This window comes from Mesorhizobium sp. WSM4833 (assembly GCF_055811095.1).
In genome coordinates this window covers 78957-91721 of the sequence record NZ_JBVVQG010000004.1, presented here as the reverse complement: position 1 = coordinate 91721, position 12765 = coordinate 78957, and the positions used below count along the sequence as shown (strand labels likewise).

The 12765-nt window shown below is 64.4% G+C and carries 13 protein-coding genes; 8 read left to right on the top strand and 5 right to left on the bottom strand.

Going from position 1 to position 12765, the window contains the following annotated elements; all coding sequences use genetic code 11:
• Positions 1–8: 8 nt before the first annotated feature.
• The 4 genes from lysA to AC0L2D_RS08800 all read left to right on the top strand — a co-directional run bounded on the left by lysA (position 9) and on the right by AC0L2D_RS08800 (position 5568).
• Positions 9–1277: a diaminopimelate decarboxylase gene (gene lysA, locus AC0L2D_RS08815; RefSeq protein WP_013529408.1), complete on the top strand. Its 1269-nt coding sequence runs from the start codon at positions 9–11 to the stop codon at positions 1275–1277.
• Between the two features lie 39 nt (positions 1278–1316).
• Complete coding sequence (locus AC0L2D_RS08810; protein ID WP_473540832.1) at positions 1317–2258, top strand: threonine/serine dehydratase; 942 nt, start codon at positions 1317–1319, stop codon at positions 2256–2258.
• Between the two features lie 237 nt (positions 2259–2495).
• Positions 2496–5084, top strand: coding sequence for a TIGR02302 family protein (locus AC0L2D_RS08805; protein ID WP_473540831.1), 2589 nt, complete (start codon positions 2496–2498; stop codon positions 5082–5084).
• Positions 5085–5196: 112 nt separating this feature from the next.
• Positions 5197–5568, top strand: coding sequence for a glyoxalase superfamily protein (locus AC0L2D_RS08800; RefSeq protein ID WP_013529405.1), 372 nt, complete (start codon positions 5197–5199; stop codon positions 5566–5568).
• Here AC0L2D_RS08800 and AC0L2D_RS08795 read toward each other — a convergent pair.
• Complete coding sequence (locus tag AC0L2D_RS08795) at positions 5547–6428, bottom strand: LysR family transcriptional regulator (RefSeq protein ID WP_024503767.1); 882 nt, start codon at positions 6426–6428, stop codon at positions 5547–5549. The genes AC0L2D_RS08800 and AC0L2D_RS08795 overlap by 22 nt on opposite strands.
• A gap of 222 nt (positions 6429–6650) precedes the next feature.
• Here AC0L2D_RS08795 and AC0L2D_RS08790 point away from each other — a divergent pair, with 222 nt between their 5' ends.
• On the top strand, positions 6651–7598 hold the full coding sequence (locus AC0L2D_RS08790; RefSeq protein WP_473540829.1) for a DMT family transporter: 948 nt from the start codon (positions 6651–6653) through the stop codon (positions 7596–7598).
• Here the strand turns inward: AC0L2D_RS08790 and AC0L2D_RS08785 are convergent, their stop codons facing one another.
• The 3 genes from AC0L2D_RS08785 to AC0L2D_RS08775 form a co-directional block, all read right to left on the bottom strand.
• On the bottom strand, positions 7599–7970 hold the full coding sequence (locus AC0L2D_RS08785) for a response regulator (RefSeq protein ID WP_024503765.1): 372 nt from the start codon (positions 7968–7970) through the stop codon (positions 7599–7601). It abuts the gene before it with no gap.
• Positions 7971–8043: 73 nt separating this feature from the next.
• Complete coding sequence (gene hpt, locus AC0L2D_RS08780; protein WP_013529401.1) at positions 8044–8586, bottom strand: hypoxanthine phosphoribosyltransferase; 543 nt, start codon at positions 8584–8586, stop codon at positions 8044–8046.
• Positions 8587–8768: 182 nt separating this feature from the next.
• Entirely contained in the window at positions 8769–9413 is a 645-nt protein-coding gene (locus tag AC0L2D_RS08775; protein ID WP_027162904.1) for a hypothetical protein, read from the bottom strand.
• Between the two features lie 192 nt (positions 9414–9605).
• Between AC0L2D_RS08775 and ftsE the strand changes: the two genes are divergently transcribed.
• The 3 genes from ftsE to AC0L2D_RS08760 all read left to right on the top strand — a co-directional run bounded on the left by ftsE (position 9606) and on the right by AC0L2D_RS08760 (position 12111).
• Positions 9606–10265, top strand: coding sequence for a cell division ATP-binding protein FtsE (ftsE, locus tag AC0L2D_RS08770; protein WP_010911739.1), 660 nt, complete (start codon positions 9606–9608; stop codon positions 10263–10265).
• Entirely contained in the window at positions 10258–11253 is a 996-nt protein-coding gene (locus AC0L2D_RS08765) for a cell division protein FtsX (protein WP_473540828.1), read from the top strand. Before ftsE ends, AC0L2D_RS08765 begins: the two co-directional genes overlap by 8 nt.
• Before the next feature lie 132 nt (positions 11254–11385).
• Entirely contained in the window at positions 11386–12111 is a 726-nt protein-coding gene (locus AC0L2D_RS08760) for a YdcF family protein (RefSeq protein WP_024503762.1), read from the top strand.
• On the opposite strand, the gene AC0L2D_RS08755 is transcribed toward AC0L2D_RS08760, so the two are convergent.
• Positions 12112–12744, bottom strand: a complete 633-nt coding sequence (locus AC0L2D_RS08755) for a pyridoxamine 5'-phosphate oxidase family protein (RefSeq protein ID WP_473540826.1) — start codon at positions 12742–12744, stop codon at positions 12112–12114. It abuts the gene before it with no gap.
• Positions 12745–12765: the final 21 nt, after the last annotated feature.

The window sequence follows — 12765 nt, the reverse complement described above, 5'->3', positions numbered from 1 at the left end:
CCACTCCCGTGAACCATTTCGACTACCGCGACGGCGTGCTCCATGCCGAGGACGTGGCGATACCAGATATCGCCGCACAGGTCGGCACGCCATTCTACTGCTACTCGACGGCCACCCTGACCAGGCACTACCGGGTGTTTGCCCAGTCCTTTGCCGGGCTCGACACGCTGGTCTGCTACGCCATGAAGGCCAATTCCAACCAGGCCGTCCTGCGGACGCTGGCGAAGCTCGGCGCCGGCGCCGACGTGGTTTCGGAAGGTGAATTGCGCCGGGCGCTGGCCGCCGGCATTCCGGCCGGCAAGATCCTGTTTTCGGGCGTCGGCAAGACTGCGCGCGAAATGGACTTTGCCCTTGCCGCCGGCATTCTCTGCTTCAACGTCGAGTCCGAGCCTGAACTCGAGCTGTTGTCGGCGCGAGCCGTTGCCCTTGGCAAGGTGGCGCCGATCTCGCTGCGCATCAATCCCGATGTCGACGCCAGGACCCACAAGAAGATCTCCACCGGCAAGGCCGAGAACAAATTCGGCATCCCGTGGCAGCGGGCGCGGCAGGTCTATGCCCGCGCGGCAACGCTTCCCGGCATCAGGATCACCGGCATCGACACCCATATCGGCAGCCAGATCACGGAGCTGCAGCCCTTCGACGACGCCTTCGCCCTGCTTGTCGATCTGGTCGGCGCGCTGCGGGCGGACGGCCATGCCATCGAGCATATCGACCTCGGCGGCGGCCTCGGCATCCCCTATCGCGTCGACAACAACCCGCCGCCGCTGCCCGATGCCTATGCCCAGATCGTCAGGAAGCATGTCACCAAGCTCGGGCTGAAGGTGATGTTCGAGCCGGGCCGGCTGATCGTAGGCAATGCCGGTATCCTCGTCTCGGAAGTGATCTTCGTAAAGGAAGGCGACGCCAAGAACTTCCTCGTCGTCGACGCCGCCATGAACGATCTCATCCGGCCGACGCTCTACGATGCCTTCCACGATATCCGTCCGGTCGTGCAGCCGCCGGCGGACACGCCGCGCATGATGGTCGACGTCGTCGGCCCGGTCTGCGAGACCGGCGATTATATCGGCCTGGACCGCGATCTGCCCAGGCTGAAGGCCGGCGACCTGATTGCCGTCTCCACCGCGGGCGCCTATGGCGCGGTGCAGGCCGGCACCTACAACACCCGTCTGCTGGTTCCGGAGGTGCTGGTCGACGGCGACCGGTTCCACGTCGTGCGCCCACGCCTGACCTATGACGACCTGATCGGGCTGGATTCCGTGCCCGACTGGCTTGCATAGAAGCGCCGGAAACACACCGACCCGTCACAGGGAGCAATCATGACGAACGGCATCACCGTCACACGCGAGCGCATTGCCGCGATGGAACCGCGCATCCGCCCCTACATCAGGCACACGCCGGTGCTGCGCGTCGACATGGCCGACTTCGATCGGCAGCCGCTGGCCGTCGACCTGAAGCTCGAATGCCTGCAGCATTCCGGCTCGTTCAAGGCGCGCGGCGCCTTCACCAACCTGCTGGAGCGTGCGGTCCCAAAGGCCGGTGTCGTCGCAGCATCGGGCGGCAACCATGGCGCGGCCGTCGCCTATGCCGCCATGCGGCTTGGCCACAAGGCGACCATCTTCGTTCCCGAAGTGAGCCCGGCGGCCAAGCTGGAACGGATCCGCTCCTATGGCGCCGAGCTGATCGTCGGCGGCGCCCGCTATGCCGAAGCGCTGGCCGCCAGCGAACGGTTCGCCGAGGAGACCGGCGCCTTGCAGATTCACGCCTTCAACCAGGAGGAAACGTTGGTCGGCCAGGGCACGCTTGGGCTCGAAATCGAGGCCGATTTGCCTCGGATCGACACGCTGCTGCTCGCTGTCGGCGGCGGCGGCCTGATCGGCGGCATCGCTGCCTGGTTCGCGGGCCGCATCCGCATCATCGCCGTCGAGCCGGAAGGAGCGCCGACGCTGCATCGCGCCTTCGAGGCCGGACACCCCGTCGATGCGCCGGCCGAGGGCATCGCCGCCGATTCGCTGGCGCCAAAGCGCGTCGGCGAAATGATGTTCCCGATCGCCGAGGCCTATGTCGAACGCTCGATCCTGGTCAGCGACGACGACATCGTCGCCGCGCAGAAGGCGCTGTGGAACCGAACCCGCATCATCTCCGAGCCGGGAGGTGCGGCCGCCTTTGCCGCGATCCTGTCGGGCCGCTATGCGCCGGCCCAGGGCGAACGGGTCGCCGTGCTGGTCTGCGGGGCGAATGCGGATCCCACTACCTTCTAAAGGGCCTGCTGCCTTCTAAAGCGATGCAGGATGGAACTATAACGGTCCACTTCACGTTTTTTCGAACCGCCTCGCCTTTGCCGTGTTTGCTGGTATTCTTTGAGTCGTGAGGCGTCGGGCTATCTGCCCGCTCCACAGCATGATCCCGAAACATGGAATCCCTTTCGGAACAGATCATGCTCAAAGGGATAGGGCCGCATCCCGGTTTCGGGATGCCATAGGCTCAAGGAAGGGCCGATGACGCAACGACCCACCTTCAGCAGCGATCGCGGCCTCGCCGGGCGGCTGGCTTTGAGCAGGCTGGCCACGCGGGTCTCGATGGTGGTCGAGCGCGGCTGGCCGTTGCTGCTTCCCCTCGTCATCGTTGCCAGCCTGTTCCTCAGCATCTCCTGGCTCGGGCTATTCTCCCGGCTGCCGGATATGGCGCGCATCGGCCTGGTCGCTGCCTTTGCCATAGCAGCACTGGCCGCGCTTTATCCCCTGCGTTTCTTCCGCCTGCCGGGCGCCGGCGAAATCGACCGCCGCATCGAGGCAGCCAATCAACTGTTGCACAGCCCGGTGCTGGTGCAGACCGACCGGCCAAGCGGCCGGGAAAGCAGCTTCTCGCAGGCGCTATGGCGCGAACACCAGAAGCGCATGGCCGGAAAGCTCGACAACCTCGGCGCCGACCTGCCGCGCACGCGCGTGCCGGAGCGCGACCCTTGGGCCCTGCGCGCGGTAGCGGCCCTTTTGCTCGTTACCGCCTTCGCCTTCTCCTTCGGGCCGACGGGCGGCAGGATCAGCGACGGCTTCAATGCCCATGGCGCGCGCGATATCGTGCCGCCGCGCATCGACGCCTGGGTGACGCCGCCGTCCTACACCGGCAAGCCGCCGATCTTCCTGACCGCCGACGCCAACCAGGCCATCCCGACCTTTACGGTTCCCGAAGGCAGTGACGTTTCGCTGCGCGTGACGGGCGGCTCAGGCGAGGAAACGCTCGGCTACGCCGACAAGAATGGCAATTCCCGCGCCATCGACCCGGCTGCGCCGCAGGCCGCCGCCAAGCCGGCTGCAAGCCCGGCGACGCCGTCCAAGGTGCGCCAGTTCACCAGCAAGCTGACCGGCGACGGCACGCTGACGCTGACGTCGGGCGAGGACCAGCTCGGCCGCTGGGCCTTCGCGGTCGTACCGGACAAGCCGCCGCAGATCCGCTTCGTCGGCGAGCCCAAGCGCGCCGCCAACGGCGCCTTCGAGCTCAACTACCAGATCGACGACGACTATGGCGCCGCCACCGCCAAGGCGGTGTTCGCGCTTGCCGATCCGCAGGCGCCGAATGCGCGTCCACTGTACGGTGCACCTGAAATGCCGCTGACGCTGCCGCGCCACGGCGGCAAGTCGAACGCCGCCAGGACCTCGAAGGACCTGACCGAGCATGTCTGGGCCGGCAGCAGCATCAAGCTGACGCTGGTCGCCACCGACGATGCCGGGCACACCGCATCGAGCGAAACCAAGACGCTGCTGATGCCGGAGCGGCCTTTCGCCAATCCGCTGGCACGCGCCGTGATCGAACAGCGCCGCCTGCTTGCGCTCGACGCCAACGCCAAGCCGCGCGTGCTCGACCTGATGGACGCCATCACGCTGCGGCCGGAAGACACCTTCGACAACATGTCCCACTACCTCGCCATCATGAGCGCCCGCACCCGGCTGAAGATGGCCGACAGCGACGATCAATTGCGCAGCGAGGTCTCCTATCTCTGGGAAATCGCGCTCGGCATCGAGGAAGGCAATCTTTCGGCCGCCGAAAAGCGGCTGCGCCAGGCGCAACAGGCGCTGCAGGACGCCATCAAGAATGGCGCCAGCGACGCTGAAATCGAAAAGGCGATGAAGGAACTGCGCGAGGCGATGAACCAGTTCCTGCAGGAATTCGCGGAGCGCGCCAAGCAAAATCCCAACGCCCCGCAGATGCAGCAGAATGGCCAGGAACTGCGCCAGAGCGACATCGATCGCATGATGGACCAGATCGAGAACCTGGCGAAGTCCGGTGATCGCGACAAGGCCCAGCAATTGCTGTCGCAACTGCAGGACATGATGAACAATCTGCAGGCCGGACGTCAGCAGCAAGGCGGCCAGCAGGACAGCGAGATGCGCCAGCAGATGGACAAGCTGGGCGAGATCCTGCGCCGTCAGCAGGAGATGATGAACGACACCTTCCGCATGGATCAGATGCAGCGCGGCGAGCGCCAGCGCGGGCAGAACCGTGACGAGCAGCTCGGCGAAGGCGGCCAGGATGAGGACAGACCCGGCGTCGGCGAAGACCGCGATCCGCTCGCCCGGCAAAAGCCGATGACGCCCCAGGAATTCGCCGATGCGCTGAAACAGCTGCAGCAGGGTCAGGGCCAGTTGCAGAGCGACCTCGAACAGCTGAAGAAGGGCCTCGAAGGCATGGGTATGGAGCCCAATGAAGGATTTGGCGAGGCCGGCAGGTCCATGGGCAATGCCGAACAGGCACTCGGCGAGGGCGAAGGCGATGCGGCCGTCGGCCATCAGGGCCGGGCGTTGGAAGCGCTGCGCAGGGGCGCCAAGGACATGATGAAGCAGATGCAGGCCATGCAGGGCGACCAGGGTGGCGGCGAGGAAGGCGGCCGCCAGCAGAACGCCGATCGCGATCCGCTCGGCCGGCCCCGCGCCAGCCAGGGTCCCGATTTCGGCGATTCGGTGAAGGTGCCCGACGAGATCGACGTCCAGCGCGCCCGCCAGATTCTGGAAGCGATCCGCAAGCGGCTCGGCAATGCGCTCAGCCCTGACATCGAACGCAGCTATCTGGAGCGGCTGCTCGAGCTGAAATAGAGCAATTCCAGGAAATATGTGAAGCGGTTTTCCGTCCGGAATTGCGAAAAAACAAGGGGATTGCCGCCCCCGTCCATCCCACCTGAAAACCCTCTCGCACGGTTGCACCACCATGCCCAGACTTGGCGCCGTCACACCCATCCTGCGCATCTTCGACATTGCCAAGGCGCGTGAATTCTATGTCGGCTTCCTCGACTTCAAGGTGCAGTGGGAACATCGCTTCGCCGACGACGCGCCGCTCTACATGGCGATCGGCCGCGACGGCTGCGTCCTGCATCTCAGCGAACATCATGGCGACGGTGCACCCGGCATCGCCGTGCGCATCGAGGTCGAGGACATCACGGCTCTTCATGGCGAGCTGATCGGCAAGAACTACCGCTTCGCCAGGCCAGGCGTGGAAGAGACGCCTTGGAAGACCCGCGAGGTATCGGTCGCCGATCCGTTCGGCAACAGGCTGCATTTCTACGAGGATGCCGCCGGCTGACTGAGCCTGTTGACGAAGGCTTCGCGGATCGCATCCTGCATGCCGTCGATCGCCTCGCCTGACGCGTTCGGGTTGCGGTGCATCACCACGTTCGAGGAATCGATGGCGCCGAATCCGTCCGCCGTGGTCAGTTCACGACAGCCGTCCGGAATGTTGCTGCGCGAGATCGGCGCGATCGCCAGTCCGGAGGTGACGGCGAGCTTGAGGCCGCCGGTGGTGTCGCTGGTATAGGCGACGCGATAGGCAAGATCGCGCTGCTCCAACGATTTGATGGCGAAGTCCTTGCACCAGCCGGCCCGGTTGTAGAGCGCGATCGGCACCGGCTGTTCCTCATGCATGTGATGCAGGGACGATGTCACCCACACGGTCGGGTCGTGCATCAGCACTTCGCCGCCGGCGGGATCCTGCCATTCGAACACCACGCACAGATCGAGCTCGCCGGCAGCGAGCGCCGCCATCTGCGCCCCGGAATGGGCATAGCGCACGGTGACCTCGACCTGCGTATGACGCTTCGAGAAAGCGCCGAGCGCGCGCGACAGGATGGCGTGGCCATATTCCTCCGGAATGCCGATGCGCACCGGCCCGCCAAGCGGCGCTGCCGCCATCGATGCCGACGTCTCGTCGAGCAGCGAGACGATGCGGCGGGCGTTGACGATGAGTTCGCCGCCGCGCCGCGTCAACGCGACGCCGCGCGAACCGCGCTCGAACAGGCTGGCGCCGATCAGATCTTCGAGCTTCTTCATCTGCATCGACACCGCGGATTGGGTGCGGCCGGCCTGCTCCGCCGCCTTGGTGAAATTGCCGGTCTCGGCAATCGCCACGAAGGTGCGCAGGAGGTCGCTGTCGAGGGTCGGCCGCATGAAATCCGCCATAAGAGAATTTGATTGCTGACATCATTCCAATTCGTTTGCAACATGTCAAACGGCGGATGATAGTCGCCTCACCCATTGGATATGCGGCTGCGAAATCAGCCGCGGACCAATCAAGAGTCCTCACTCGTGCCCGCTGCCCGAAACGGTGGCGGGTTCTTTTTACCCCGCAGGCGGCAGCTTCGGATCGTACGCGCAGGAGCCTGGATACAGATGCAAAATCGGATGGTGGGCGGCATCCTGAGCCTGTGCCTCGGCGTGCTGGTCTTTTCGCTGCAGGATCCGCTCGTCAAAGCCGTGTCGAGCGGTTATCCAGTGACCGAGGTGATGGCGATCCGCTCGATCGTCGCTCTGCCGATCCTCATCGTTCTGGTCCATGCCGATGTCGGCTTGCGGGCGGTCCTGTCGAAGCGATTCGGCATGCTGACGGTGCGCGCCTTCATCCAGTTCACCTCCTATACGATGTACTACCTGGCCATCGCCGCCTTGCCGCTTGCCGATGCGGTGGCGCTTTATTTCATGGCGCCGCTGTTCATCATGATGCTGGCCGGGCCCTACCTTGGCGAGCGCGTCTCCTGGCAGACACTGGCAACCGTGCTGATCGGCTTGTTCGGCGTCCTCGTGATGCTGCGCCCCGGCGCAGGGCTGTTCGACTGGGCAGCGCTGCTGTCGCTGGGCTCGGCGGCGCTCTATGGCTTTTCGCAGCTGATGGCCCGCAAGATCGGCGACACCGAATCGTCCACCGTGATGGCCTTCTATCAGAACGGCGCCTATCTGGTTGGCGCCGCCGTGGTTGCCGGCGCGTTTCACCTTGCCGGCATAACCCACGCCGTCCACCCCAGCCTCGAATTCCTGGTACGGCCATGGCTTTGGCCGACGCTGCCGGATTTTCTAAAGATGGCCGCCTGCGGCTTCGTCGCCTCCGCCGGCATGATCCTGCTGTCGCAGGCTTACCGGATGGCGCCGGCCAACCGCGTTGCCACCTTCGAATATACCGGCATCCTGTGGTCGCCGCTGTGGGGTTTCCTGTTCTTCGCCGAGGTGCCGCGGTCGACGACCGTGATCGGTGCCGCCTTGATCATCGGCGCCGGCCTGCTGGCGCTCAACACCGAACGGCGCAAGAATGTTCCACCCGTGCTCGCTGCCGCCGACCCAGCCTGATCAGGCGAAGCAGATCAGCGCCCGTTCGACACGCGAGCGGATTTCAGCCAGCGTGAAGGGCTTCTGCACGACATCGAGGATGATGCCGTTCAATTCCTCGGCGCGCTCGCGCTGGTCGGCATAGCCGGTCATCAGCACGATCTTGATGGCGGGAAACAATGCTGCCGCCGCTATCGCCATCTCGATGCCGTCCATCTCCGGCATGCGGATATCGGAGACGACGAGATCATAGCCGCCACGCGCGGCCTGGATCAGCGCAAGCCCCTGCGCGCCATCCGCAGCGATATCGATTGTGTGCCCGGCGCGTTCAAGCGCGCGGGCGGCCAGGGTGCGGACGGACTCATCGTCCTCGACGATCAGAAGCTTTGCCATGCCGGCATATTTGGCCGCCAAAAGTTGACTTTTCCTGAAAGCGCTGAGGATCAGCAAACCTTTTTGCTGCCGCTCAGGCATCCCCTTTGACGACACCGACAAAGGGCAACTCGCGAAAGGCATGCGCTACATCCATGCCGTAGCCGACGACGAAATAGTCGGGGCAGTCGAAGCCGACATAATCGGCATTGAGTTCGGTCTGGCGGCGCATGCGCTTGTCGAGCAGCACGGCGATCGAACAGCTCTTGGCGCCCCGCGACAGCATCAGCTCCCGGGTGAAGCTCAGCGTCTTGCCCGATTCGAGAATGTCGTCGATCAGCAGCACGTCGCGGCCAGCGACCTCATTGTCGATGTCGCGCAGCACCCTCACCTCGCCGCTGCTGGTGCCGGCGCCATAGCTGGAGATGAAGATGAATTCGACCTCCGGCGACAGGCCGACATCGTGCATGGCGCGGATGAGATCTGCGGCGAAGATGAACGACCCCTTCAGCACCGAGATCACCAGGAGGTCATGGTAGTCGTGTCCGGCAATCTCCTTGGCGAGTTCGAGATTGCGCCGCGCGATCGCCGATGCAGAAAACAGGACTTCGATGTCCTTGCCGCGTACAATTGGCATTTTTCGCCCCGCTGATTTTCTTGCCTAAACGCGTTCACGCCCAGCATGTGTTGAGATTCAGGTCAGGTTGAGTCGAAAACGGTGGTTTCCGAGAACCGGAGCGGAGCGTACTGAAGTACGTGAGCACCGGAAGCGCACGAAACCGCCGTTTGCGGCCAGTCTCACCTGAATATCAGCACACGCTATTCGGCGAAGGTGACCGATACAGTTCTTACACCGTTTCTAGGCACGTCGAGCCGGCTGGCAAAGCCGAATCTTTCGCCAGAGGCCAGCGAACGGCCGGATGTCCCCAACGTATAGCGGGTGATGTGCCCGTCATTGCCGGTCACCCGGATTTCAAGCGGCGGCAGCTGCGCCGGTTTGGCGCCGTCATTGGCGGCCTCGCCATCGACGAACAGCGCAGGGTTCGGTCCGGAAGCATCGACGCGTGACGTGACGCCCGAAATGCTGAGCGCCGACGCTTGCGCGCTGGACAGGAACGGCACCTGGCGCACCAGCGCGTGCCCGCCGGAAACCCAGAAGGCGGCCAAGGCAGCGCCGATGCCGGCGATCCAGAAGATCGGCCCGCCGCGCGAGGTTGGCGGCCGCTCCGGCGGGGCTTCGGGCTTGCGCAGCATGTCCATGCCTTCGATGGGTGGCATGACGATCGCACGCGGCAGCGGCGAAACGCTTTCCACGGCAGGCGCAAGGCGCGGCATCACCACGTAATCGGCATCGACGATGTCGGCGGCCGAACCACGCATGAACCGGTCCGCCGCGGCAATTGCCGCCGGATCGGTCATGATTTCGCCGGAAACCGGGCGCGCGGTTCGATCGTCAGCCATCATGGCCCCAGCATTGCAGCACGTGTTCGCTTTTCGTTTCTTTTGCGTAAACACAAATGGTTAACGCTTCCCCACCGGAGCCCTCGTGACGAGTCGAAAGAGCCTAGGAATTAACCGCCGGTTAACCATGCCGGCCGATGGTCTTTACCCAGAACAGGCCGGCTCACTGCCGTGCCGAATTTCAGGTCGTCGAAATTGATTCGCTTCGAAAATGTCGGCCTCCGCTATGGCATGGGTCCGGAAATCCTCCGCGACATCTCCCTGCACATTCCGGAGCGCTCCTTCCAGTTCCTCAGCGGGCCTTCGGGCGCCGGCAAGACGACCTTGCTGCGCCTGCTGTTCATGTCGTTGAAGCCAACGCGCGGGCTGATCACCATCTTCGGCAAGGATCGCTCCCGCATTTCCCGCACCGAGCTGCCGCATCTCAGACGCCGGATCGGCGTGGTGTTCCAGGATTTTCGGCTGCTCGACCACATGACCACCTATGAGAACGTCGCGCTGCCGCTGCGCGTGCGCGGGCGCGAGGAGGCGAGCTACCGCACCGATGTCACCGAGCTGTTGAAGTGGGTCGGGCTGGGCGAACGCATGCATGTGCTGCCGCCGGTTCTGTCCGGTGGCGAGAAGCAGCGCGCCGCGATCGCGCGGGCGCTGATCGAGCAGCCGGAAATCCTGCTCGCCGACGAACCGACCGGCAATGTCGATCCGCCGCTGGCGCGACGCCTGCTGCGGCTGTTCATCGAACTCAACCGTCTCGGCACCGCCGTGGTGATCGCCACCCACGACCTCGGCTTGATGGAGCAGGTCGACGCGCGCCGCATGATCCTGGCCGGGGGAAGGCTGGATATCTATGACTGAACTGTCCGCCGAACATTTTGTGGAAAGGGAGCAGGACGCCGAGGCGACCGAAGCAAAGCCGCGCGCCCAGCGCAGGATGGCGCCGATCGTGCCGGCGCAGAACATCGCCGGCCGGGCGCTGGTGCTGGTCATCGCCATCATGACCTTCCTGTCCTGCCTGACTTTCGGCGCGGTGACGCTGGTGCGCGACACAGCGTCCGTCTGGGAAAACCAGATTTCACGCGAGGCAACGATCCAGATCAAGCCGGTCGACGGCCTCGACATGGAAGCAGCCCTTACCCAGGCCTCCCAGATCGCCAGCGAATTCCCCGGCGTCAAGGCGACCCGGATCATCGACCGCGAGGCGACCGCGCGGCTCCTTGAGCCCTGGCTGGGCTCGGGCCTCAACATCGACGAATTGCCGGTGCCGCGACTGATCATCGTCACCATCGACGAGAACAGCCCGCCCGATTTCGCCGCCATACGCGCCGCGATCACCCCGAAACTGCCGAGCGCATCGCTCGACGATCACCGCACCTGGGTCGACCGGCTGGTGGCGATGGCCCGCACCACGGTGACCATCGGCATCGCCGTGCTGGCGCTGATGCTGTCGGCGACGGTGCTGACGGTGGTGTTCGCGACGCGCGGCGCCATGGCCGGCAACGGTCACATCATCGAAGTCCTGCATTTCGTCGGCGCCGAGGCACGCTTTATCGCGCGCGAATTCCGCCGGCATTTCCTGGTCACCGGCATGAAGGGAGCGGCGGCCGGCGGTGCCGCCGCAGTGCTCGTGTTCATCGTCTTTTCCTGGTGGTCGTCGCGCAATATGGCGACGCCGCAGGCCGACCAGGCGACCGCCCTGTTCGGCAATTTCGCCATCGGTTCGGCAGGCTATCTCGGTGTCGTCTTGATGGTGCTGGTGATCGGCGGACTGACGGCGGCAACCTCGCACGCCACCGTCGTTGCCTATCTCAGCGACATCGATGTCCGCCAACCGGATGCAGGCTAATTCATGTCGTCCAAAGTGAGAACCGGTTTTGGGATAACGACATGGATAAAACACGGTGATCACGAATAGAGAATTCGCGTAACGCAAAGTGCGTCTTTTACCTACCCAAGGCCGCATTTCAGGATTAACCATATGGCGATGGACGCGCGGGATTCGACCGGTACGGCTGGGCAGATGCCAGTGGTGGTTGCACGTTCGCATGACCGCCGCGCTGTGAGCCGTCTAAGAGCCACGTTGCGCCTGTCCGCCCTCTCCGTCCTCATTCTTGCAACTTTGTTTGCCGGCGGTTTCGGTTGGTTCGCCAACAAGGTCAGTCACCTGACGACGCCCGCCAATCCGGCCAGGGCAGACGCGATCATCGTCTTGACCGGCGGCCAGTCCCGCCTCGATGCCGCGATGGATCTGCTGGCGTCCGGCAAGGGCGAACGGCTGCTGATCAGCGGCGTGCATCCTTCGGCCAGCCGTCGCCAGCTGCAGGCGGCAACCGGCGGCGACAAGAATCTGTTCTCCTGTTGCGTCGACATCGACCGCGCCGCGCTCGACACGATCGGCAATGCCGAGGAAAGCGCCAAATGGGTCGAGAGCCACGCCTATGGCACGGTGATCCTCGTCACCAACAATTATCATATGCCGCGCAGCCTGCTGGAAATGGGCAGGCTGCTGCATGGCGCCAAGCTCGAGCCCTATCCGGTGGTCAATTCCAACCTCGACAATGGCGGCTGGCTGACCAAGCCGCGGGCATTGCGCGTGCTGTTCACCGAATACAACAAATATCTGCTTGCGCTGGCGCGCGGCATCGTGCCTGTCAAGCCGACGCCCAACGGCATCGCGCTGGCCGAAACCGCGGCCGGCGGCTGATTATTCCCCTGCGGCCGCGCCCGAATTTCCCCTGAGTCGTGCGATCTCCTGCTCAAGGCGTTCGATACGCTTGTCCCGCTCGCCGAGTGCCGCCGCGACGTCGGCTGCCTCGAACCGTTGCGGGATGTGCTGCGGGCAATTGGCATCCCAGGCCGAGACCGTGAACAGGACGACCTGCTCGGGGCGCGCTCTGTAGTCTTGCGGCATCAGATTCGCCATCAGTTCGGCATCGTTCTCGACGACGCGCGCGGTGCCCCAGAGCTTGATGCGCTGGCGGTGCATATAGTCGATCAGGAACAGGAACGCCCTTGGATTGTCGGCCAGATTGCCCTGCGTGATGAACTGCCGGTTGCCGGAAAAATCCGCGAAGCCGATCGTATGTTCATCCAGCACCTTGAGGAAGCCGGCCGGCCCGCCGCGATGCTGGAGATAGGGCTGCCCCTCGCGGTTGGCGGTCGACAGGAAGACGCTGGTCTGCATTTCGATGAAGGCGGCAAGGTCCGGGGTGATGCCGGCCTGCCAGCCGCCACGCTCCTCGACGCGGGCGTAGGACTGACGTGAGCCCTTGCGGGCCTGGATCGCCTTGACGGTCGGCGTGAAGGCGACGTCGCTGGTGAAAGCATGTGCGTTCATCGAAAGCTTCCTTGCGGCAAG